General features: G+C 71.0%; 21 protein-coding genes and 1 tRNA gene. 18 read left to right on the top strand and 4 right to left on the bottom strand.

The annotated features are described in order from the left end of the window. From MLV88_RS22580 to MLV88_RS22655, 16 genes are all read left to right on the top strand, one after another. Positions 1–485 (top strand): EF-Tu C-terminal domain-related protein (locus MLV88_RS22580; RefSeq protein ID WP_242356550.1); only part of this gene is annotated, 485 nt, incomplete at its 5' end. A 12-nt stretch (positions 486–497) separates the two neighbouring features. Continuing rightward, entirely contained in the window at positions 498–656 is a 159-nt protein-coding gene (gene rpmG / locus MLV88_RS22585) for a 50S ribosomal protein L33 (RefSeq protein ID WP_242340765.1), read from the top strand. 18 nt (positions 657–674) lie between these two features. Next, positions 675–750, top strand: a tRNA-Trp gene (locus MLV88_RS22590). Positions 751–841: 91 nt separating this feature from the next. Continuing rightward, positions 842–1234, top strand: coding sequence for a preprotein translocase subunit SecE (gene secE, locus MLV88_RS22595; RefSeq protein WP_242340766.1), 393 nt, complete (start codon positions 842–844; stop codon positions 1232–1234). Between the two features lie 123 nt (positions 1235–1357). Next, a complete protein-coding gene (gene nusG, locus MLV88_RS22600; RefSeq protein WP_242340767.1) occupies positions 1358–1897 on the top strand; it encodes a transcription termination/antitermination protein NusG in 540 nt (179 codons plus the stop codon). Positions 1898–2002: 105 nt separating this feature from the next. After that, complete coding sequence (gene rplK / locus MLV88_RS22605; RefSeq protein WP_012097009.1) at positions 2003–2449, top strand: 50S ribosomal protein L11; 447 nt, start codon at positions 2003–2005, stop codon at positions 2447–2449. 19 nt (positions 2450–2468) lie between these two features. Then, positions 2469–3173 (top strand): 50S ribosomal protein L1, encoded by a 705-nt coding sequence (gene rplA / locus MLV88_RS22610; protein ID WP_242340768.1) that lies wholly within the window; start codon positions 2469–2471, stop codon positions 3171–3173. A 273-nt stretch (positions 3174–3446) separates the two neighbouring features. Then, a complete protein-coding gene (gene rplJ, locus MLV88_RS22615) occupies positions 3447–3971 on the top strand; it encodes a 50S ribosomal protein L10 (protein ID WP_242340769.1) in 525 nt (174 codons plus the stop codon). A gap of 93 nt (positions 3972–4064) precedes the next feature. Further along, a complete protein-coding gene (gene rplL, locus MLV88_RS22620) occupies positions 4065–4442 on the top strand; it encodes a 50S ribosomal protein L7/L12 (protein WP_242340770.1) in 378 nt (125 codons plus the stop codon). A gap of 213 nt (positions 4443–4655) precedes the next feature. Beyond that, positions 4656–8909: a DNA-directed RNA polymerase subunit beta gene (rpoB, locus tag MLV88_RS22625; protein ID WP_242340771.1), complete on the top strand. Its 4254-nt coding sequence runs from the start codon at positions 4656–4658 to the stop codon at positions 8907–8909. 111 nt (positions 8910–9020) lie between these two features. After that, complete coding sequence (gene rpoC / locus MLV88_RS22630) at positions 9021–13208, top strand: DNA-directed RNA polymerase subunit beta' (RefSeq protein WP_242340772.1); 4188 nt, start codon at positions 9021–9023, stop codon at positions 13206–13208. Between the two features lie 425 nt (positions 13209–13633). Next, positions 13634–14359 carry a sigma-70 family RNA polymerase sigma factor gene (locus MLV88_RS22635; protein ID WP_242340773.1) on the top strand — a complete coding sequence of 242 codons (726 nt, stop codon included), beginning with the start codon at positions 13634–13636 and terminating at the stop codon, positions 14357–14359. A 116-nt stretch (positions 14360–14475) separates the two neighbouring features. Then, positions 14476–14892: a nickel-responsive transcriptional regulator NikR gene (gene nikR, locus MLV88_RS22640; protein WP_242340774.1), complete on the top strand. Its 417-nt coding sequence runs from the start codon at positions 14476–14478 to the stop codon at positions 14890–14892. Between the two features lie 323 nt (positions 14893–15215). Beyond that, entirely contained in the window at positions 15216–15821 is a 606-nt protein-coding gene (locus tag MLV88_RS22645) for a FliH/SctL family protein (protein WP_242361437.1), read from the top strand. Then, positions 15818–17122 carry a FliI/YscN family ATPase gene (locus MLV88_RS22650; protein WP_242341590.1) on the top strand — a complete coding sequence of 435 codons (1305 nt, stop codon included), beginning with the start codon at positions 15818–15820 and terminating at the stop codon, positions 17120–17122. Before MLV88_RS22645 ends, MLV88_RS22650 begins: the two co-directional genes overlap by 4 nt. Then, positions 17119–17586, top strand: coding sequence for a hypothetical protein (locus tag MLV88_RS22655; RefSeq protein ID WP_242356906.1), 468 nt, complete (start codon positions 17119–17121; stop codon positions 17584–17586). Before MLV88_RS22650 ends, MLV88_RS22655 begins: the two co-directional genes overlap by 4 nt. Here MLV88_RS22655 and MLV88_RS22660 read toward each other — a convergent pair. The 3 genes from MLV88_RS22660 to MLV88_RS22670 are packed head-to-tail and all read right to left on the bottom strand — an operon-like array spanning position 17583 to position 19273. After that, positions 17583–17951: a response regulator transcription factor gene (locus MLV88_RS22660; protein ID WP_242341430.1), complete on the bottom strand. Its 369-nt coding sequence runs from the start codon at positions 17949–17951 to the stop codon at positions 17583–17585. The genes MLV88_RS22655 and MLV88_RS22660 overlap by 4 nt on opposite strands. Before the next feature lie 2 nt (positions 17952–17953). Further along, positions 17954–18433 carry a hypothetical protein gene (locus MLV88_RS22665; RefSeq protein ID WP_242341431.1) on the bottom strand — a complete coding sequence of 160 codons (480 nt, stop codon included), beginning with the start codon at positions 18431–18433 and terminating at the stop codon, positions 17954–17956. Positions 18434–18484: 51 nt separating this feature from the next. Next, the gene (locus MLV88_RS22670) at positions 18485–19273 is read right to left on the bottom strand and encodes a lysophospholipid acyltransferase family protein (RefSeq protein ID WP_242341432.1); all 789 of its coding nucleotides are present in this window, start codon (positions 19271–19273) and stop codon (positions 18485–18487) included. Between the two features lie 87 nt (positions 19274–19360). On the opposite strand from MLV88_RS22670, the gene MLV88_RS22675 reads away from it, so the two are divergent. Then, positions 19361–20305 (top strand): pseudouridine-5'-phosphate glycosidase, encoded by a 945-nt coding sequence (locus MLV88_RS22675; protein WP_242341433.1) that lies wholly within the window; start codon positions 19361–19363, stop codon positions 20303–20305. Then, positions 20302–21174 (top strand): ribonuclease D, encoded by an 873-nt coding sequence (locus MLV88_RS22680; RefSeq protein WP_242341434.1) that lies wholly within the window; start codon positions 20302–20304, stop codon positions 21172–21174. Before MLV88_RS22675 ends, MLV88_RS22680 begins: the two co-directional genes overlap by 4 nt. Before the next feature lie 111 nt (positions 21175–21285). Here MLV88_RS22680 and MLV88_RS22685 read toward each other — a convergent pair. Beyond that, on the bottom strand, positions 21286–23216 hold a 1931-nt coding region (locus MLV88_RS22685), incomplete at its 5' end, for a lytic transglycosylase domain-containing protein (RefSeq protein ID WP_243338734.1).

A 23216-nucleotide genomic window follows, 5' to 3' on the forward strand; every position in this document is an offset into this window, starting at 1 on the left:
GCGGGATCGTCAAGGTGGGCGAGGAGATCGAGGTCGTCGGCCTGAAGCCGACGGTCAAGACGGTGGTGACGGGCGTGGAGATGTTCCGCAAGCTGCTCGACGAGGGGCAGGCGGGCGACAACATCGGTGCGCTGCTCCGCGGCCTGAAGCGCGAGGAGGTGGAGCGCGGTCAGGTGCTGGCGAAGCCGGGCTCGATCACGCCCCACACCAAGTTCAAGGCCGAGGTGTACGTCCTGACGAAGGAGGAGGGTGGGCGCCACACGCCGTTCTTCAACGGCTACCGCCCGCAGTTCTACTTCCGCACGACGGACGTCACGGGTTCGGTTCAGCTTCCGCAGGGTGTCGAGATGGTGATGCCCGGGGACAACATCGCGATGGAGGTGGAGCTCATCACCCCGATCGCGATGGAGAAGGAGCTTCGGTTCGCGATTCGCGAGGGTGGCCGCACGGTCGGCGCCGGCGTCGTGGCCGAGGTGATCCAGTAAGGAAGGGATCCCATGGCCGGGAATCGCAGCATCATCACGCTCGAGTGCAAGACCTGCAAAGAGCGGAACTACACGACCACGAAGAACAAGAAGAAGACGCAGGACAAGCTCGCGCTGTCCAAGTACTGCCCGCGCTGCCGCAAGCACGTGGAGCACAAGGAGACGAAGTAGCGCGAAGCCGCCGGGGATAGGCCAGTAGCTCGAACGGTAGAGCAGCGGTCTCCAAAACCGCGGGTTGGGGGTTCGAATCCCTCCTGGCCTGCCAATCGAGGCAGGACGAACCGAGCAGAAACCGACGGGGGCGGGGCGCCGAACGCGTCCCGCCCCCATGCCGCACGAAGGCCGAAGGGCGAGCCATGGAAAACGTGGGCGGGGTCGAGCAGCCGAAGCGGATCGTCGTGATCTTCTACGTGCTCGCCGCGATCGCGGTCGGGGTGTTCTTCGAGCGCATCCTCGCGCTCGCGTTCTCGTATACCCGCGTGAACGACTTCGCGGTGCTCGGGGACTGGACGCTCTCGACCGTCGTCGGGTTCGCGCTGGCGGTCGTGCTCGCGATCGGGGTGTGGCGCTACCCGAAGACCCAGCAGGTCTCGTTCGAGATCGCGCTGGAGCTTCGCCGGGTCACGTGGCCGAGCCTGCGCGAGACGCGGGCCGCCACGGTCGCGGTGATCGTGGCGTCGGCCGTCGCGGCGGTGGTCCTCGGCGTGTTCGACTTCGTCTGGAGCTGGCTCAGCTCGAAGGTCTACTAGGTCGCTCGCGGCCGAGCGGTTTCGACAGGCTCACGAGCGACGGGAGCCCTGGGCGGCGGAAGGCCGCCGGTGGCTCCCGCGGCGTTTAGGCGGGGCACGGGGCGACCACACGGAGACGCGCAAATGGCGAAGAAGTGGTACGTCGTCCACACCTACTCGGGCTTCGAGAACAAGGTGAAGAAGTCGCTGGAGGAGCGCGTCCGGCAGCACAGCCTCCAGGAGCAGTTCGGCGAGGTCCTCATCCCCATGGAAGTGGTCCAGGAGATGGTGAAGGGGGAGAAGAAGACCTCGAAGCGCAAGTTCTTCCCGGGCTACATCCTCGTGAACATGGAGATGACGCTCGACACCTGGCACCTCGTGAAGGGGACGCCCAAGGTGACGGGCTTCGTCGGGAACGCGAAGACGCCGAACGAGGTCCCGGCGGTGTCGGACATCGAGGTGCAGCGGCTCACGACGCAGATCTCCGAGGGCTCGCTGAAGCCCAAGCCGAAGGTGCAGTTCGAGGAGGGCGATCAGGTCCGCGTGATCGACGGCCCGTTCTCGAACTTCAACGGCACGGTCGAGGAGGTCAAGCCGGACAAGGGCAAGCTGCGCGTGCTCGTCTCGATCTTCGGGCGCGCCACGCCGGTGGAGCTCGACTTCATGCAGGTGGAGAAGACGTAGTGTGGCACCGCCCGCGGTGAGTCACCGCGGGCGAATACGTGGGAGAGCCGAGTCAACGGCTCGTTCGACCACGCGGGGCCGCCTCTGCGGCCTCGAGGAGCAGCGATGAAGAAGGTCACTGGACAGATCAAGCTGCAGCTCCCCGCCGGCAAGGCGAACCCGGCTCCGCCCGTGGGCCCGGCGCTCGGCCAGCACGGCGTGAACATCATGGAGTTCTGCAAGCAGTTCAACGCGGCGACGCAGGCGCAGGCGAAGGAAGCGCTCATCATCCCGGTCATCATCACGGTGTACCAGGACCGCTCCTTCACCTTTCAGCTGAAGACCCCGCCCGCGGCGATCCTCCTGAAGAAGGCGGCCGGCCTCCACACGGAGAAGAAGAAGGGCTCCGGCGCGCACAAGCCCGGCAAGGAGAAGGTCGGGCAGGTGACGCGCAAGCAGGTCGAGCAGATCGCGAAGACGAAGATGCAGGACATGACGGCGGGCAGCCTCGAGGCCGCGATGCGGACCGTCGAGGGGACCGCGCTGTCCATGGGCATCGACGTCGTCGGCTAGCCGCGAGGAGGACACGGACATGGCTCACGTTGCGAAGAAGTACAAGGCGGCGGTCGCGAAGGTCGACCGGGTGAAGCGGTACAAGCTCGACGAGGCGATGAGCCTCGTGAAGCAGACCGCCACGAAGAAGTTCGACGAGACGGTGGACGCCGCGATCAACCTCGGCGTCGACCCCAAGCACGCCGATCAGGTGGTCCGCGGCGCCGTCGTGCTGCCGCACGGCATGGGCAAGGCGGTCAAGATCGCGGTGTTCGCGAAGGGCGACAAGGCGCGCGAGGCCCAGGAGGCCGGCGCGGACATCGTCGGCGCCGAGGATCTCGCGGAGAAGGTCCAGGGCGGCTTCATGGACTTCGACAAGGTGCTCGCGACGCCGGACATGATGGGCGTCGTCGGCCGCCTCGGTAAGGTCCTCGGCCCCCGCGGCCTCATGCCGAACCCCAAGGTCGGCACGGTCTCGGCGGACATCTCCCGCGCCGTGAAGGAGCAGAAGGCCGGCAAGGTCGAGTTCCGCGTCGAGAAGGCGGGCATCGTCCACGTGCCGTTCGGCAAGGCCTCCTTCGACCCGGAGAAGCTCAAGGCGAACTTCTCGGCGATCATGGAGATCATCTACAAGGCGAAGCCGCAGACCGCGAAGGGCGTGTACGTGAAGAACGTGACGCTCTCCACGACGATGGGCCCGGGCATCAAGCTCGACCTCGCCGAGCTCGCCGCGCAGCACGGCTAGCGACACGTTTCTGGAGTTCCCGGCGGCATGACGCCGCCGGGGTTTCTGGTCCAAGACAGCGGGCCCGCGAACGGCCCCGGGTGCGAGCGCAGTTCCGGGGCGAGCGAGCGGCCAAGCGGATCCGCGAGGGTCCGACCCGCCGAGACGGGAACCTGCAGCCTCTCCGCAGCGTCCCCTGCTTGGCCAGGGGGTCTTCGTACCGGACGTCCGGTCCGAACCCCGAGCGAAACCGCGCCGGCGAACGCCGGCCGGTCCGAAAGGTGGTGAGACTAATTGAACCGGACGGAAAAAGAGCAGGTCATCGGTGAGCTCCACGAGAAGATGGCGAAGGCGAAGGCGGCCATCCTCGCGGAGCCCAAGGGGCTGAACGTCGCGACGGTCACCGAGCTTCGGCGCAAGCTGCGCGAGGCGAAGGTGGAGTACCGCATCGTGAAGAACACCCTCGCCGCGCGCGCCGCCAAGGGCACGCCGGTGGAGCCGATCGCGGAGAAGTTCGTGGGGCCGACGGCGCTCGTCATGAGCTACGGCGACGTCGTCACGCCGGCGAAGCTCCTCGCGGAGTTCATGAAGGACCGCGAGAACTTCACCATCCGCACCGCGGTGATCGAAGGTCGGGTCGTCGACGCGAAGGGGATCCAGTCCCTCGCGAAGCTGCCGGGGCTCCTGGAGCTCCGCGGCCAGATCGCCGCGATGATCGCGCAGCCCGCGACCCAGCTCGCCCGCATGATCGGGGCCCCGGGCCAGCAGCTGGCCCGTGTCCTCGGCGCGCGCCGCGAGCAGCTCGAGAAGCAGTCTTAAACGGTACGTGAACCGCCCGCGCGGAAGGTCGCGCGGGCCAGACGCTGCGGGCGCCCCGAAGGGCGCCCCGGAACAAAGAGAAGGAAGAAGGAAATGGCCGATCTCAACACGATCGTGGAACAGCTGTCGGGCCTCACGGTGATGGAGGCCGCCGAGCTCGTGAAGCAGCTCGAGGAGAAGTGGGGCGTCTCCGCCGCCGCTCCGGTGATGGTCGCCGGCGCGGGTGGCGGGGCTGCCGCCGCGGCTCCGGTCGAGGAGAAGACGGAGTTCTCCGTCGTCCTCGCGGACGCCGGCGCGAACAAGATCAACGTGATCAAGGAAGTCCGCGCGATCACGGGCCTCGGCCTCAAGGAGGCGAAGGACCTCGTCGAGGGCGCCCCCAAGGAGGTCAAGGGTGGCGTCGCGAAGGCGGAGGCCGACGAGCTCAAGAAGAAGCTCGAGGCCGCCGGCGCCAAGGTCGAGATCAAGTAGCGAGGCGTGCGCACGGCGGGGCGGAGTTGCAAGCCGCCTCGCCGTGGCTCACGTTGGAATCTTTGACGGGTGAGGGTGGAGTCGTTAAGAACCCGTATCCCTTTCACTGATTCCGGAATCCCGGCCGTTTCGGCCGGACGCAGTTGGGTAGCCGGCCTGCTGGCCGGCTAGACCTGTTTGTACGGGTCTCGAAGGGACAGAGGACCGAACTCGATGGCGACGACGATCCAGAACAACTTCAGAATCCGGCGAAACTTTGGGAAGATCAACAAGATCGCCGAGATCCCCAACCTCATCGCCATCCAGAAATCGTCCTACGACAAGTTCCTCCAGGCCGACGTCCCGCCCGAGAAGCGTGAGGACACGGGCCTGCAGGGCGTCTTCAAGTCGGTCTTCCCGATCAAGGACTTCAACGAGACGAGCTCGCTCGAGTTCGTCAGCTATCACCTCGAGAAGCCCAAGTACGACGTCGACGAGTGCCATCAGCGCGGCATGACGTACTCGGCGCCGATCAAGGTCGTCGTTCGCCTGGTCGTCTGGGACAAGGACGAGGAGACGGGCGCGCAGTCGATCCGCGACGTCAAGGAGCAGGAGGTCTACTTCGGCGAGATCCCGCTCATGACGGAGAACGGGACCTTCATCATCAACGGCACGGAGCGCGTCGTCGTCAGCCAGCTCCACCGGTCGCCGGGCGCGTTCTTCGACCACGACAAGGGCAAGAGCCACTCGTCGGGCAAGCTCCTCTTCAACGCCCGGATCATCCCGTACCGCGGGTCCTGGATCGACTTCGAGTTCGACCACAAGGACATCCTCTACGTCCGCATCGACCGCCGCCGGAAGCTCCCCGCGACGGTGCTGCTGCGCGCCCTCGGCGGCGTGCCGGACACGGCGAAGAAGAGCCCGGTCGAGTTCCACGGCTCGGCCGAGGAGATCCTCAAGTACTACTACGACACCGAGACGATCCGGGTCGAAGGCAAGGGCAAGTTCGAGAAGGACCTGAACCCGGACCTGCTCAAGGGCCAGCGCGCGACGCGCGACATCCGCGACCCGAAGACGAACGAGATCATCGTCAAGAAGAACCGGAAGTTCACCGAGAGCGCGATCAAGAAGCTCGTCGCGGCGAAGATGAAGTCGCTGCCGATCGAGCCGGAGGAGGTCTACACCAAGATCTCCGCCGAGGACGTGGTGGACGCCGACACGGGTGAGGTGCTCCTCGAGGTCAACGAGGAGGTCACCGAGGCCAAGATCGAGGAGCTCCGCAAGCGCGGCATCCTCGAGTTCAGGGTCCTCTTCATCGACAACCTGAACGTGCTGCCGTCGCTCCGCGACACGCTCATCCAGGACAAGATCTCCACGCCCGAGGAGGCGATCATGGAGATCTACCGCCGCCTCCGCCCCGGCGATCCGCCGACGCCCGAGACCGCGACGAACCTGTTCGTCAACCTGTTCTTCAACGCGGAGCGGTACGACCTCTCGAAGGTCGGGCGCCTGAAGCTGAACCACAAGTTCGGGATCGACGAGCCGCTCGACAACACCGTCGTGACGAAGCGCGACATCCTCGAGGTGGTCCGCTTCCTCATCGACCTCAAGAACGGCACGCCGAACAAGGACGTCGACGACATCGACCACCTCGGCAACCGCCGCGTCCGCGCGGTCGGCGAGCTGCTCGAGAACCAGTACCGCATCGGCCTCGTTCGCATGGAGCGCGCGATCAAGGAGCGCATGAGCCTCCAGGAGATCGAGACGCTCATGCCGCACGACCTCATCAACGCGAAGCCGGTCACGGCGGTCATCAAGGAGTTCTTCGGGTCGAGCCAGCTCTCGCAGTTCATGGATCAGACGAACCCGCTCTCCGAGGTGACGCACAAGCGGCGCCTCTCGGCGCTCGGGCCGGGCGGCCTCACCCGCGAGCGCGCGGGCTTCGAGGTGCGCGACGTCCACTCCACGCACTACGGCCGCATCTGCCCGATCGAGACGCCTGAAGGCCCGAACATCGGCCTCATCGCGTCGCTCTCCACCCACGCGCGCGTGAACGAGTACGGCTTCGTCGAGACGCCGTACCGCAAGGTCGAGAAGGGGAGGGTGACCGAGGAGGTCTCCTTCTACTCGGCGCTCGAGGAGGAGAAGCACATCATCGCGCAGGCGAACGCGCCGGTGGACAAGAAGGGCGTGTTCACGGGGAACATGGTCTCGTGCCGCAAGGAGGGCGAGTACATCAACGCCCGCCCGGACGAGGTCGACCTCATGGACGTGAGCCCGAACCAGCTCGTGTCCGTCGCCGCCTCGCTCGTGCCGTTCCTTGAGAACGACGACGCGAACCGCGCCCTCATGGGCTCGAACATGCAGCGCCAGGCGGTGCCGCTCCTCCGCACGCGGGCGCCGCTCGTCGGCACCGGCATCGAGGGGATCGTCGCGCGCGACTCGGGCGTGTGCGTCGTGGCGAAGCGCGACGGCGTCATCCAGTCCGTCGACGCCGCCCGCATCGTGGTGAAGGCCGACGTGCCGACCTCCGCGACCGACGTCGCGAACGAGGTCGACATCTACAACCTCATCAAGTACCAGCGGTCGAACCAGAACACCTGCATCAACCAGAAGCCCATCGTGAAGCCGGGCGAGCGGGTGAAGAAGGGCGACGTCATCGCGGACGGGCCGGCGACGGAGATGGGCGAGCTCGCGCTCGGCCAGAACGTGGTCGTCGCGTTCATGCCCTGGCAGGGCTACAACTTCGAGGACTCGATCCTCCTCTCCGAGCGCTTCCTCAAGGAGGACGTGTTCACGTCGGTGCACATCGAGGAGTTCGAGTGCGTCGCGCGTGACACGAAGCTCGGCAAGGAGGAGATCACCCGCGACATCCCGAACGTCGGCGAGGAGGCCCTGAAGGACCTCGACGAGTCGGGCATCATCCGCATCGGCGCCGAGGTGAAGCCGGGCGACATCCTCGTCGGCAAGATCACGCCGAAGGGCGAGACCCAGCTCTCGCCCGAGGAGAAGCTCCTCCGCGCGATCTTCGGCGAGAAGGCGGGCGACGTCCGCGACAGCTCGCTCCGCGTCCCGCCGGGCGTCTCCGGCACGGTCATCAACGCGAAGGTCTTCAGCCGCAAGGGCGTCGAGAAGGACGAGCGCGCGAAGGCCATCGAGGAGATGGAGGAGGCGAAGCTCCTCAAGGACCAGAACGACGAGATCCGCATCATCCAGGACTCGGCGTTTCAGAAGATCCGCCGCCTGCTCCTCGGCAAGGAGGTCTCCGGCCGCCTCGTCGACGACAAGGGCAACCAGCTCCTCAAGAAGGGCGACGTCCTCGACGACGCGCTCCTCGACACGATCCCCCAGCGCTACTGGGGCGAGATCGCGGTCGAGGGTGACGTGCAGGACCTGGCGCGGAAGATCGTCGAGAACTTCGAGGAGCAGAAGGAGCTCGTGAAGCTCCTCTTCGGCGAGAAGATCGGCCGCCTGAAGAAGGGCGACGAGCTCCCGCCGGGCGTCATCAAGATGGTGAAGGTGTACGTCGCCATCAAGCGCAAGCTCGCGGTCGGCGACAAGATGGCCGGCCGCCACGGCAACAAGGGCGTCGTCTCCCGCGTGCTCCCCGAGGAGGACCTGCCGTACCTCGAGGACGGCCGGCCGGTGGACATCGTCCTGAACCCGCTCGGCGTCCCGTCCCGCATGAACGTGGGCCAGATCCTCGAGACGCACCTCGGCTGGGCGGCGAAGAACGTCGGCTGGCGGCTCCAGGAGATGGTCGAGAAGAACTTCGGCCCCGATCAGCTCCGCAAGAAGCTGAAGAAGGCGTTCGAGGGCGTCGACGGCGCCTCCGAGCGGCTCGGGCTGCTCATCGAGGAGCTGCCGGAGAAGGAGCTGCCGAAGCTCGCGATGAAGCTGCGCGACGGCATGCACGTCGCGACGCCGGTGTTCGACGGCGCCCGCGAGGACGAGATGAAGGCGCTCCTCGGCGAGGGCTCGGCGACGATGCAGTCGATCCTCTTCGACGGCCGCACCGGCGAGCCGTTCGACCAGGACGTCACGGTCGGCGTCATGTACATGCTGAAGCTGCACCACCTCGTGGACGAGAAGATCCACGCCCGCTCCATCGGGCCGTACTCGCTCGTCACGCAGCAGCCCCTCGGCGGCAAGGCCCAGTTCGGCGGCCAGCGGCTCGGCGAGATGGAGGTCTGGGCGATGGAGGCCTACGGCGCGGCCTACTCGCTCCAGGAGTTCCTCACGGTGAAGTCCGACGACGTGGTCGGCCGCACCCGCATGTACGAGGCGATCGTCAAGGGCGAGAACACGCTCGAGTCCGGCCTCCCCGAGTCGTTCAACGTGCTCATCAAGGAGCTCCAGAGCCTCGCGCTCGACGTCGAGCTCCTCGAGACGCCGGAGGCGAAGGCGGCCCGCGAGCAGGCCGAGGGCGACCTGGGCGGGCCGCTCGGCACGCCGCGCGGCGCCGCGGCCGAGAAGAACACCGCGTAACCCGGGCCCGGGGCCGGCGGCTTGGAGCCGCCGGCCCCAGCGCCCGGTCCGCGCGGGCGCGCGGGCCGACGGGACGGTTCAGAGACCCTTCTTGCTGGACGAGGTCAAGACGTGAAGGACATCTTCAATTTCTTCGAGAAGCCGAAGGATCCGCTGTCGTTCTCCGCGATCCGCATCTCGCTCGCGAGCCCGGACAAGATCCGCCAGTGGTCGCACGGCGAGGTGAAGAAGCCGGAGACGATCAACTACCGGACCTTCAAGCCGGAGCGCGACGGCCTGTTCTGCGCGAAGATCTTCGGCCCCGTGAAGGACTACGAGTGCAACTGCGGCAAGTACAAGCGCATGAAGCACCGCGGGGTCGTCTGCGAGAAGTGCGGCGTCGAGGTGATCCAGTCGAAGGTCCGCCGCGAGCGGCTCGGCCACATCACCCTCGCGACGCCCGTCGCGCACATCTGGTTCCTCAAGTCGCTGCCGAGCCGCATCGGCAACCTCCTCGACATCACGCTGAAGGACCTCGAGAAGGTCCTCTACTGTGAGTCGTACATCGTCATCGACCCCAAGGAGACGACGCTCCAGCGCGCCGAGCTGCTCTCCGAGGAGCGCTACCACAAGGCGATGGAGGAGTTCGGCGAGGAGGCGTTCCTGGCCGGCATGGGCGGCGAGGCCGTCCTCGAGCTCCTCAAGGTCGTCGGCCCCGCGGACAAGGGGCACGGCGAGGGCGTGCACGGCCTCGCGGCCGAGCTGCGCGCCCAGATGAAGGAGGCGACGAGCGACGCGAAGCGGAAGAAGATCGCGAAGCGGCTCAAGGTCGTCGAGGCGTTCGTCGCGTCCGGCAACAAGCCGGACTGGATGATGCTCGAGGTCATCCCGGTCATCCCGCCCGACCTCCGCCCGCTCGTCCCCCTCGACGGCGGCCGGTTCGCGACCTCCGACCTCAACGACCTGTACCGCCGCGTCATCAACCGCAACAACCGCCTGAAGCGGCTCCAGGAGCTGAACGCCCCGGACATCATCATCCGCAACGAGAAGCGGATGCTGCAGGAGGCGGTGGACGCCCTCTTCGACAACGGGCGCCGCGGCAAGACCATCACCGGGCCGAACAAGCGCCCGCTCAAGTCCCTGAGCGACATGCTCAAGGGCAAGCAGGGCCGCTTCCGCCAGAACCTGCTCGGCAAGCGCGTCGACTACTCGGGCCGCTCCGTCATCGTGGTCGGCCCCGAGCTCAAGCTGCACCAGTGCGGCCTGCCGAAGATCATGGCCCTCGAGCTCTTCAAGCCGTTCATCTACAACAAGCTCGAAGAGAAGGGCTACGTCACCACCATCAAGAGCGCGAAGAAGATGGTGGAGAAGGAGCGCCCCGAGGTCTGGGACATCCTCGACGAGGTGATCCGCGAGCACCCGGTGCTCCTGAACCGCGCCCCGACGCTGCACCGCCTCGGCATCCAGGCGTTCGAGCCGGTCCTCATCGAGGGCAAGGCGATCCAGCTCCACCCGCTCGTCTGCACCGCCTTCAACGCCGACTTCGACGGCGACCAGATGGCCGTGCACGTGCCGCTGTCCATCGAGGCCCAGATGGAGGCGCGCGTGCTCATGATGAGCACGAACAACATCCTCTCGCCCGCGCACGGCAAGCCCATCATCGTGCCGAGCCAGGACATCGTCCTCGGCATCTACTACATGACCCGCGAGCGCGCGTTCGCCCGCGGAGAGGGCAAGGTCTTCGCGAGCGCGGAGGAGGTCCGCGCCGCCTACGACCAGGGCGAGGTCGAGCTCCAGGCGAAGATCTGGGTGCGCCTCGACGGCACCCGCGTCGAGAGCACCGTCGGTCGCGTGCTCCTCTACGACATCGTGCCGAAGCGGCTGCCGTTCGAGTCCATCAACAAGGTCATGGACAAGAAGCAGCTCCAGAACCTCATCGACCTCACCTACCGCCTCTGCGGCGAGAAGGAGACGGTGCTCCTCGCGGACCGCGTCCGCTCGATGGGCTACGGGAACGCGACGCGAGCCGGCATCTCGATCGCGCTCGAGAACATGATCATCCCGAGGAGGAAGCAGGAGCTCCTCGACCGCGCGATGGGCGAGGTGGAGGACATCCAGACCCAGTACACCGAGGGTCTCATCACCATCGGCGAGCGGTACAACAAGGTCATCGACATCTGGGCGCAGGTCACGGAGGAGGTGGCCCAGGAGATGATGTCCCAGATCGGCCAGGAGACGGCCGTCGGCCCGGGCAAGGACGGCAAGCGCGAGGAGCGCAAGCAGCCGTCGTTCAACCCGATCTACATCATGGCCGACTCCGGCGCCCGCGGCTCGGCGCAGCAGATCCGTCAGCTCGCCGGCATGCGCGGCCTCATGGCCAAGCCGTCCGGCGAGATCATCGAGACGCCGATCACCGCGAACTTCCGCGAGGGCCTGAACGTCCAGCAGTACTTCATCTCGACGCACGGCGCTCGAAAGGGCCTCGCCGACACGGCGCTCAAGACGGCGAACTCCGGTTACCTCACCCGGCGCCTCGTCGACGTCGCGCAGGACGCCATCATCACCGAGTACGACTGCGGCGCGATGGACGGCATCACGCTCGGCGCGCTGGTCGAGGGCGGCGAGATCATCGAGCCGATGGGCGAGCGCATCCTGGGCCGCGTCGCGCTCGACGACATCCACGACCCGTTCGCCACCACCGTGCTGGTGAAGGCGAACGAGGAGATCGACGAGAACCGGGTCAAGCTCATCGAGAACTCCGGCATCGACAAGGTGAAGATCCGCTCGGTGCTCACCTGCCAGGCGCGGCGCGGCATCTGCGTCGAGTGCTACGGGCGCGATCTCGCCCGCGGCCGCAAGGTGAACATCGGCGAGGCGGTCGGCGTGATCGCCGCGCAGTCGATCGGCGAGCCCGGCACGCAGCTCACGATGCGCACGTTCCACATCGGCGGCGCGGCGTCCCGGCGGGCGGAGCAGTCGACCATCGAGAACCGGAACCCCGGCCTCGTGAAGTTCCACAACGTGAGCGTGGCGAAGAAGAAGGACGGCACGCTCATCGTGATGAACCGCAACGGCGAGATCATCGTCACCGACGATCAGGGCCGCGAGCGCGAGCGCTACGGCGTCGTCTACGGCGCGAAGCTCCTCGTGCGCGAGGGGCAGAAGATCGAGACGAACACGCTCCTCGCGGAGTGGGACCCGTACTCGATGCCGATCATCACCGAGGTGGCCGGGCGCGTGAAGTACGGCGACCTCATCGACGGCGTCACGATCTCGGAGCAGGTCGACGAGATCACCGGCCTCGCCCGCAAGGCGGTCATCGCCTCCAAGGATCCCGACGCGCGCCCGCGCATCTCGATCAAGGACGCCGAGGGCAAGACGCGGAAGCTCGCCAACTCCGAGGCCGACGCCCGCTACATGCTCCCCGAGGGCGCGAACCTCGTCGTGAACGACGGCGACGAGGTCGACGCCGGCGACGTCATCGCGAAGATGCCGCGCGAGACCACGAAGACGAAGGACATCACCGGCGGTCTCCCGCGCGTCGCGGAGCTCTTCGAGGCCCGCAAGCCCAAGGAGCACGCGGTCATCTCCGAGATCGACGGCGTGGTCGCCTTCGGCAAGGACACGAAGGGCAAGCGCAAGGTGGTCATCACGCCCGAGGTGGACGGCAAGCTCCGGCCCGACCTCGCGAAGGAGTACCTGATCGGGAAGGGCAAGCACATCTCGGTGCACACGGGCGACCGGGTGCGTGCGGGCGAGGCGCTCATGGACGGCGCCGCCAACCCGCACGACATCCTCCGCGTGCTCGGCGAGAAGGAGCTCGCCCGCTGGCTGGTGGACGAGGTCCAGGAGGTCTACCGGCTCCAGGGCGTGAAGATCAACGACAAGCACATCGAGACGATCGTCCGGCAGATGCTGCGTCGCGTGCGGATCGTCGACGTGGGCGACACGAACTTCCTCGCCGACGAGCAGGTCGAGAAGTTCGTGTTCGAGGAGGAGAACGAGAAGGTGATCACCGCGGGTGGGCGCCCGGCGCAGGGCGAGCCCCTCCTGCTCGGCATCACCAAGGCCTCGCTCTCCACCGAGTCGTTCATCTCGGCGTCCTCGTTCCAGGAGACGACCAAGGTGCTGACCGAGGCCGCGATCAGCGGCAAGGTCGACCACCTCCGCGGCCTCAAGGAGAACGTCATCATGGGCCGGCTCATCCCCGCCGGCACCGGCCTGCCGCACTACAAGCACCTCGACATCGAGGTCGAGACGCCGGTGGACGCGGTGGAGGAGGCCGAGGAGGCCCTCGCCGTCGCGAGCGGGGAGGAGTAGCCGCTCCGCCGCGCGTCAGCTCGAGCCCGGAACCGGGCCCGGTCCCAAGAGGGGCCGGGCCCTTTCCTTTTTGATCTGGCGCAACGCAGTGTTTCGAGATGGCGTAAGCAGCCGCTTAGCTCCAGGCGCCCGCACGGACGGTGAGTCTCGGACGGGTCGGTGCCGGAATTGATGTGGAGCAATATTCGGCACTTGTCTGGGGGTCGTGGGAGGGGGCACGCGCTTGACGAATGCCAACTCCCAAATCGTGTTCATATTCTGCGGCACTTCGGACTTGCGTGGTGTGCGGTTCCCCGATGTCGCCGAAGACTTCCAGGGTCTACGGGCATATGGGGGATACTTGACTCGATGAGTCCGCTTTCATAAAGTCACGTTACGTAACCTACCCGGGACACTTCGACGCAGGCCAGAGAGGCGACCAGTAAATGAGGACGGCGACCACTCAGAAGAGCAGCAGGGAGTTCGAAGAGCTCGCTCCCTACCTCAAGGCGGTCCGCGACTATCCGCCGCTGAACCGCGAAGAAGAGCACGCGCTCGCGCTCCGCGCGCGCAAGGGCGACGTCCGCGCGAAGCAGAAGCTCGTGCGCCACAACCTGGCGTTCGTGGTCGCCATCGCGCGGAAGCAGCGCCGCGGCACGGTGCGGCTCGACGATCTCATCCAGGAAGGCAACGTCGGCCTCATGCGCGCCGTCGAGAAGTTCGATCCGCACGCCGGCACGCGCTTCTCGACGTACGCGGTCTGGTGGATCCGCGCCTACATCGGGAAGTATCTGAAGGAGGCGCGCTCCACCGTGCGCCCGCAGAGCGGCACGGTCGCGCAGCCGGACCTGTCGCTCGACAGCGCCATCGACGAGGAGGGTGACGCCACCCACCTCGAGCGCATCGAGGACGAGGGCCCCGGCCCCGAGGACACCTACCTGCAGGGCGAAGGCGACCGCGACGTCCGCGACGCGCTCGGGAAGGTCCGCAAGCGCATCGGCGAGCTGGGCTGGGACATCGTCCACAACCGGCTCGAGCAGGATCAGCCGCGCACGCTCGAGGAGATCGGCAAGCGCTGGGGCGTGTCGCGCGAGCGCGTCCGCCAGGTGGAGCTGAAGACGAAGCAGTTCCTCCACCGCTACCTGCAGCCCGGCGAGCGCGACGCCGCGTAGCCCGTCGCCCGGAGATCCGGCGAACCCGCGAGCCCGCCCCCGTGTCACGGGTGGCGGGCTCGCTCGTCCCGGCGGCCGGCTTGCGGCTCGCCGGGCGCGCTGCTAACGATGCCGCCATGCTGGAACGGATCGGCATCTCGCTCGAGCGCAGCCTGCTCGAGCAGTTCGACGAGCTCATCGAGCGCAAGGGCTATGTCAACCGCTCCGAGGCCGTGCGGGACCTCATCCGCGACCAGCTCGTCCAGCGCCAGTGGTCCGAGTCGGAGCGCGGCGAGCAGGTCGCGGTGGTCGCCGTCGTGTACGACCACGAGTCCTCGAGCCTCGCGCAGAAGCTGACCCACATCCAGCACGAGAACCACCAGGCGGTCGTCTCCGCGCTCCACGTCCACATGGACGCGCACAACTGCCTGGAGGTGCTCGTGCTCCGCGGGCGCGCCGGCGAGATCCTGCAGATGGCCGAGAGCCTCGTGGCGACACGTGGCGTGAAGTACGGCAAGGTCCTCCCTGCGACGACCGGCGAGGCCCTTCGCTAAACGACAGTTCGTGATTCGCGATCACCTTCGGTGCCGCGAATCACGCTGTCGTTTAGCCATGTCCGAACGGGGGCTGCGCCGGCTGCGCCCCCGCCCCGCCGAGCGAAGCTCCGCGCGCTCGTGCGCGCATGTCAATCGATGCCCCACCCCGACAGGCGGGTCCCGTGCGACGCCGCGAGCGGCTTCGCCGCGTCCGCGGCGTCGCCCCGGCGGGCTCGCGTCGCTCGCCTGTTCGCGCTCCGCCCTGGGGCGCCGTGCGGCGCGCGACTTCACGAACCGTCCGCCCTCCCGCGCGCTACAATGCGGGCCCGAGGGGAGGGCGCTTGGCCAAGATCCTGAAGGGGCAGCCGCCGGCGGGCGCCGGCCGCATCGAGGCCGCGGCCTTCGACGCGCGGGAGCGGGCGCGCGCGCTCGTCGCCGCCGCCGAGGAGGAGGCGCAGCAGATCCGCGCCGAGGCCGAGGCGGCGCGCGAGCGCATCCGGTCCGAGGCGGTGGAGGAGGGGCGGCGCGAGGGGCTCGCCCGCGCCGCGGCGACGCTGGCCGCGGCGGCGGCCGCGCGCGATCGCCGGCTCGCCCTCGCCGAGCGCGAGGTCTCGGCCGTCGCGGTCGACGTGGCGCGGACGATCCTCGGGCGCGAGCTCTCTCACGATCCCGGCGCCGTCGCCGATCTCGCGGCGCGCGCGCTGGCGGCCGCGCGCGATCGCCGCGAGGTGACGCTGCGGGTGAACCCGGGCGACGCGGAGGCCATCCGCACCGCTGCCGGCCGGCTCGCGGCGGTGCTCGCGCGGGCGCCGGGGCTCACGGTGCGCGAGGACGCGGCGCTCGCCCGGGGCGACGCGGTGGTCGAGACCGAGGCGGGGCGGGTGGACGCCCGCGTCGAGACGCAGCTCGCCGCGCTCGCGCGGGCGCTCGAGGACGACGGGCGGTGACGGACCCCGGCCGCGTGCGCGAGGCGCTCGACCGGGCCGCGCCGCTCCGGTTGCGGGGCCGCGTGACCCGCCTCGTGGGCCTCGTCGTCGAGGCCGAGGCCGCGGGCGTGAGGCAGGGGGAGGCGGTCGAGATCCACACTCCGGGCCGCCCGCCGCTCCTCGCCGAGGTGGTCGGGTTCCGCGACGACCGCGCGGTGCTGCTCCCGCTCGGCGATCCCGCCGGGCTCGGCGCGGACAGCGAGATCCTCCCCACCGGGCGACCGCTCGCGATCCGCGCCGGCGACGCGCTGCTCGGGCGCGTCCTCGACGGGCTGGGCAGGCCGATCGACGGGGCGCCGCCGCCGGCCGGGCTCGCGGAGTGGGCCGTGGAGCGCGCGGCGCCGGCCCCGCTCACGCGCCGCCGGATCACCGCGCCGCTCGCGCTCGGGGTCCGCGCGATCGACGGGCTCCTCACGATCGGCGAGGGGCAGCGCGTCGGGATCTTCGCCGGCGCCGGCGTCGGCAAGTCGACCCTGCTCGGCCAGATCGCCCGCAACACGCGGGCGGAGCTGTCCGTCATCTGCCTGGTCGGGGAGCGCGGCCGCGAGGTGCGGGACTTCGTCGAGGAGGCGCTCGGGCCGGAGGGGCTCGCGCGGAGCGTCGTCGTCGCGGCGACGAGCGACGCGCCCGCCCTCGAGCGGCTCAAGGCCGCCCACGTCGCGACGGCCATCGCGGAGTGGTTCGCGGACCGCGGCCGGCGCGTGCTCTTCATGCTCGACTCGCTCACGCGCTATGCGCGCGCCCAGCGCGAGGTGGGCCTCGCGGCCGGCGAGCCCCCCGCGCGCCACGGCTACCCGCCGAGCGTCTTCGCCGCGCTGCCGCGTCTCCTCGAGCGCACCGGGAACCGGGCCGAGGGCGGCATCACCGCCCTCTACACCGTCCTCGTCGCGGGCGGGGATCTCGACGAGCCCATCGCCGACGAGGTGCGCGGGATCCTCGACGGCCACGTCGTGCTCGACGCGCGGCTCGCCGCCGCCGGGCGCTACCCCGCGATCGACGTCCTCCGGAGCCTCTCGCGCGTCATGCCCGCCGTCACCACCCCGGCGCACCGCGCCGCGGCGGACCGGCTGCGCGCGCTCCTGGCCGCCCACGAGCGTCATCGCGACCTCATCGCGCTCGGGGCGTACGCGCCCGGCTCGGACGCGGACACCGACGCCGCCCTCGAGCGGCTCCCCGCCATCGAGGCGTTCCTGCGGCAGGGCGCCGGCGAGGCGGAGGAGCCCGAGCGGACCCGCGCCCGGCTCGAGGAGCTCGTCCGGTGACGGACGCCTACCCCCTCGCGGCGCTGCTCGGGCTGCGCGAGCGCGAGGAGGAGGCGGCGCGCGCGGCGCTGGCCGCGGCGCTCGCGGAGGAGGGCCGCGCCCGCAGGGAGCGGGACGAGCAGAGGGCGCTCCTCGACGACGTCTCCCGGCGGGCGAGCGCGAGCGGCGTCCCCACCGGCGTGGCTGCGCCGGCCGCGACGCTGCAGACGGCGGCCGGCCACTCGGCGCGGCTCCGGCGCGAGGAGGCGGAGTCGCGCGCGGCGCTGGCGTCCGCGGAGCAGGCGCTCGCGGCGGCGGAGGAGGGCGTCGCGGCGGCGCGCGCGGGGCTCGGGGACGCCTCCGCGGCGCGCGAGGCCATCGCACGCCACCGCGCGAGCTGGCAGGAGGGCCTCCGCCGCGCGAGAGAGCGCGCGGAGGACGCGGCGCAGGACGATCTGGCCGCGGCGCGGGCGCGAAGGCGCTAGCGGCGCGGGACCGAGAGGTGGCTCCGGAGGAGCGCCACGAGCTCCGCGTTCTCGAACGGCTTGCGCACGAAGCCGTTCGCCCCGGCCTCGACCGCCCGCCGCGGGAGATCGGGCGAGGGGCGCGCCGAGACGATCAGGATGGGACCCGCGAAGCCGGCGGCGCGCATCCGCCGGCAGAGCTCGAGCCCGTCCATGCCCGGCATGGCCACGTCGAGGAGCACCGCCGCGGCCGTGGAGACCGCCGCGAGCGCCTCGTCGGCCGTCGAGGCGGCCGCGGAGGCGAGCCCCTCCGTCGCGAGCAGGATCCCGAGGAACTCGCAGATGTCGGGGTCGTCGTCGACGAGCAGGACGCGCGGGCCGTCCACGGTCACTCCGCGGCGAGGGAGAGGGTCGCGCGCCCCTCCACGCACTCGATGGTGATCGCCCGCGGTCTCAGGTCCCTGGGCGCCGCGGCGCCGTCCTCGCGCCGGAACGCCGCGAGCGAGAGCACCACCTTGTCCCCGGCGCGGACCGTCTTCCGGTCGCACCGCCAGCCGCCGTCGAGCGTGAACGCGACCTCGGTCCAGTGGCGATCGGAGCCGTTCTTCACGAGGAGCTGCGTCCCCATGATCGACCCGGGGAGGAGCTGCGCCTCGGCGTCGAGGCGGTTCGTCGGCCCGCCGGCCGGGCAGGACGCCCAGATCGCTCCCGCGGAGAGCAGCACCCACGCGCCGATCACGGCGGCCCGGAGGCGCATGTAGCGGGTCGAGCGGCGGTAGCCGCCGGCGAGCTCCTGGGCGAGGTCGCGCGCGACATCCTTCACGCGGTGCGCCGCGGGGAGCGGATCGGGGCGGGCCGGCTCCTTCATCGTGCGAGAGCGTACCGCCCGCCCGCCGGGGCGGACAAGGCGCAAGGGCTCCTACACCGGCGCGCCGTCGGCGGACGCGCTCGTCCCCTCGCGCCCCGGCGCCGCCACGGCGTCGCGCGTGTCGCCTCCCGCGCCGCCGATCGCGAGGTGCTGCTCGATCACCCGGCGGCGCACCTCGACGAGGAGCGCCGTCTTGTTCGGGAAGGCGCGGGGGTCGACGGGGTCCCCGAGGGCGATCCGGATCTCCCCGGGGTACACCGCGATGGCGCGCTTCGGGGTGATGCGCCCGGCGCCCGAGATCGCGACGGGGACGACCGGCACCCCGGCCTCCATCGCCACCACGAACGGCCCCTTCTTGAAGGGGTGGACGCGCAGGTCGGTGGAGCGCGTCCCCTCGGGGAACACGATGAGCGAGGTGCCGCCGCGCACCGCCGCGCCCGCCTGGCGGAGCGACTCGATGGCGCGCGCATGGTTCCCGCGATCGACCGGGATGTGACCGCCGAGCCGCATGTACAGGCCGAAGACCGGGATCTTGAACAGCTCGAGCTTCGCGATGAACCGAACGGTGCGCGGCAGCCGGGCGACGAGCGCGAGGATGTCGAGGGCGCTCTCGTGGTTGGACGCGAAGATGAGGGGTCCGTCGGGAAGCGGCGGGAGGCGGAGCACCCGGACGCGGGCCCCCGCGAGCCGGAGGATCGAGCGGGACCAGGCGAAGCGGGCGAACCACATCGCGAGCTGACCGCGGCCGAGCAGGGTGTCGGGCAGGCTGAGCAGGAAGAACGTGACCATCGAGGCCGCGGTGTAAACGAGCACCACCCAGCCCCGGATTCGCGCCCTCATTCGATCCTCGTCGCGCCGCCCGCCCGGACGGTCCCTGGCGAGGCTTATAGCACGCGCCCGGTGCACGGCCCGGGCTATGCTCGGTGCATGGAAACGCCTCTCCGCATCGCCGAGGAGGTCCGCGAGGCGCTCGCCGCGGGCAGGCCGGTGGTCGCCCTCGAGACGAGCGTCGTCGCCCAGGGACTGCCGCCGCCGCACAACCTCGACGCCGCCCGCCGCTGCGCGGCGGCCGTGCGGGCCGGGGGCGCCGTGCCGGCCGCCGTGGCGGTGCTCGACGGGCGGATCGTGGTGGGGGCGTCCGACCAGGAGCTGGCTCGGCTCGCCGATCCCTCCCGGCCGGCCGCCAAGGCGGCGGTGCGGGATCTCGCGGCGCTCCTCGCCGCCGGACGCGACGCAGGCACGACGGTCTCCGCGACCGCCGCCGTCGCCGTGCGCGCGCGTATCCCGGTGTTCGCGACGGGAGGGATCGGCGGCGTCCACCGGATCCCCGACGGCGAGCCGGCCGCCGGCGCGGCGGACGTCTCCGCCGATCTGGGCGAGCTCGCCCGCTCGCCCGTTTGCGTCGTCTGCGCGGGGCCGAAGGCGATCCTCGACGTTCCTGCGACCGCGGAGGCCCTCGAGACGCTCGGGATCCCCGTGCTCGGCTGGCGGACCTCCGAGCTGCCCGCGTTCTACTCGGAAGCGAGCGGGGTACCCCTCGAGCACCGGGTGGAGGACGGCGCCGGGGCGGCCCGCGTGCTCGCGATGCACTGGGGCGGCCTCGGGCGGCGCGAGGGCGTCGTGCTCGCGATCCCACCCCCGGAGGCCGTGCCGCGAGAGGTCATCGAGGCCGCGATCGCGGCGGCGCTCGCCGACGCCCGGGACCGCGGCGTGCGCGGCAAGGCGGTCACGCCGTTCCTGCTCGAGGCCGTCGCGCGGGCGACGCACGGGAGGGCGCGGGCGGCGAACGTCGCGCTGCTCGAGCGAAACGCCGGCGTCGCCGCCGAGGTCGCGGCGGCGCTGGCCCGAATTGGATACAATCCCGCCGGATGACGCCCCCTTCAGCGGGCGCCACCCCGATCCTCGTCGCCGACCCCGCCACGCTGTCGCAGCTCGTGGAGGCGGTCCGAGCGGAGCCGGTGGTGGCCCTCGACACAGAGTCGAACAGCTTTCACGTGTACCGCGAGCGGGTCTGCCTGCTGCAGATCTCGACGCGGTCCGCCGACTACATCCTCGATCCGCTCGCGGTGGATCCCCGCCCGCTCGGCGAGGTGCTCTGCGACGGACGCGAGACGGTGCTGCACGGCGCCGACTACGACGTGCGCTGCCTCAAGCGCGAGTACGGCTGGCGGCTGCCGCGCCTGTTCGACACGATGCTCGCTGCCCGGCGGCTCGGACGGGAGGGGCTCGGCCTGTCCGCGCTGGTGGAGGCGCACTTCGGGGTGAGGCTCTCCAAGGCGTTCCAGCGTTCGGACTGGGGACAGCGGCCGCTCAGCGCCGCGCAGCTCGCCTACGCCGCGCTCGACACGCACTTCCTGCTCACGCTCCGCGATCTCCTGGCGGCCGACCTCGAGTCGCGTGGCGCGACGGACGACGCGCGGCGCGAGTTCGACCGGGTCGCCGCGGTGGTGCCGCGCGAGCGCGTGTTCGATCCGGAGGGGTTCCGCCGCCTGCGGGGCGCGCGCGAGCTCGAGCCCGCCGGCCGGACGGTCTTGCGCGCGCTGTACCTCGCGCGCGAGGAGCGCGCGCAGGCCCTCGACCGTCCGCCGTTCAAGGTGCTGGGGGAGGACGCGATGCTCGCGATCGCGCGGCGCCTGCCGCGCGACGCCGAGGCGCTCGGCCAGATCCCGGGGGTCACGCCCTCGGTGCTGCGCCGCCTCGGCGACGAGATCCTCGCGGCCGTGCGCGCGGCGTTGATCTAACGGGGGCTGCGCCCCCGCCCCGCCGACGGCTGGCCGCCGTCGTCGGGGCCCCACCCCCGCTCGGCGGGGCCCGTGAACCTTCGCGCCCGCTGTCGCGGGTGCGCGCCTCCCTCAGAATGCCACCCCGCCGTCCGGCGCCGTGACGGCTCGCTCGGGCGCGATCGGCGCTGCCGGCTCGCCCGCCAGGGCGCGGTACACGTCCCAGTCGGCGAGCACGATCCGCACGTAGCCGCGCGTCTCCCGGTACGGGATGGACTCCACCCAGGCGTCGAGCGGCATCCCGGCGCGCGCCCGGGCCCACTCCGCCGCGGCGCCGGGGCCCGCGTTGTACGCCGCGACGGCGAGCGCGGGATCGCCGAAGCGCGCGAGCAGGAGGCCGAGGTAATGGGCACCGAGCGTGATGTTCACCTCCGGCTCCGCGAGCCGGGCGCCGAGCCCGCCCGGCAGCCCGAGCAGCGCGGCGACCCGCTCGGCCGTGGCGGGGCGCAGCTGCAGGAGCCCCTCGGCGCCCGCGCCGCTCCGGATGCCCGGCCGGAACCCGGACTCGCGCCGCATGACGGCGAGCAGCAGCGAAGGATCGACGCCCACCGCGCGGGCGCGCGACGGGACGAGCTCGGGGTAGGGCTCGGGGTGCGCCCAGCGCAGCGCGCGCCGCGTGGGGAGGAGGTGGTCGCGCGAGATCCGGAACGGGACCTCGGCGTCGCCCGCGAACGCCGCGAGCTGCGCCACCACCGGCGCGGACGCGCGGGCGCGCCAGGAGCGGGTGAGATCGGCGAGCTCCTCGAGCGCCTCGGCGCGCATCCCCAGCCCGAGCAGCTCGACCGCCACCGCGAGCCGCGCCGCGGCGGCGGCGTCCTGCAGCTCCGGCAGGGGGCGTGGGTCGGGGGGCGGCATCCTCGCGGCGGACTCGCCGAGGGCGGCGAGCCGCGCCCGCGCGAGCAGGCCGTACCACCCGTCCCCTCCGGCCGCGATCGCCGCACGGTAGAGCCGCCGCTGCTCCGGACCGGTCCGGGCGAGCCGCGCCCGCCAGTACGCCGCGGCGTCGGCGTAGGAGGTCCGATCGAGCTTCGCGAGGGCGCGCGCCGCCGCCGGGAAGCGCCCGAGGCGGTAGAGCGACCAGGCGGAGAACCAGCGCGCGTCGTCGGCGCGGCGCGAGCGCCGGTTGGCCTTCGCGAACGCCTCGAGGGCCGTCGCGGCGCGCGCGAACTGGCCGGCGTCGTAGTACAGCCACGCCGAGAGGTAGGCGGCCTCGTCTCCCAGATCGCGCTGGCGCCACTCGGGGATGCCCGGGATCGGCGCGCGCAGCGCCGCGAGCTCGGCGTAGCGGCGGCTCGCCTCGTCCACCCGGCCGGCCCTCGCCGCCGCGCGCGCGAGCACGAGCAGCGCGCCCCGCCGGTCGCTCTCGTCGGGCGCCGCGGTGAACTTCGCGGCGAGACGCTCCGCGTCGCCGTGGCGTCCGAGGGCGAGCAGCGCACCGGCGCGGAGGATGGCCGCGCGCTCCGGCGCGGCGGGCGGCTCCGCACGCTCCGCGGCGTCGAGGGCGAGGAGCGCCGCGTCGGGCCAGCCCGTGGCGAGGAGCCGGTCCGCGCGCGCGAGCTGCTCGGCCGCGGTGGCGGTCGGCACCGGACCGCCCGCCGCGCGCCACGTCTCGAGGGCCTCGCCGGCAGCGCGGCCCGCCGCCAGCTCGGGCCGCTCGAGCCAGAGGCCGCGGTACACCTCCGCGGCGCGCGCGTCCTCCCCGAGCTGGCGGAGCCCTCGCGCGAGCGCGAGCCGCGCTCCGGGCGCGGCGCCGTCCCCGGGGAGGTCGCGCAGGAGGCCTTCCAGGAGCGGGACCGCCTCCGGCGCGAGCCCCGCCGCGAGCAGCGCCTCGGGCTCCCGCCAGCGGACCCGACGCGCCACCGCGAGGTCCCCCGACGCGGCGACGTCGCCGAGGAGCTTCGCGGCGCGCGGGGCGTCCCCGGCGGAGAGGAGCGCCTCGGCGCGCGCCGCCGCGAGGTGAGCCCGCGCGGGCTGGGTCGAGCCGGCGAGCGCGGTCTCGAGCG

Origin of the sequence: Anaeromyxobacter soli (genome assembly GCF_022808855.1) — a bacterium.
GTDB lineage: Bacteria > Myxococcota > Myxococcia > Myxococcales > Anaeromyxobacteraceae > Anaeromyxobacter > Anaeromyxobacter soli.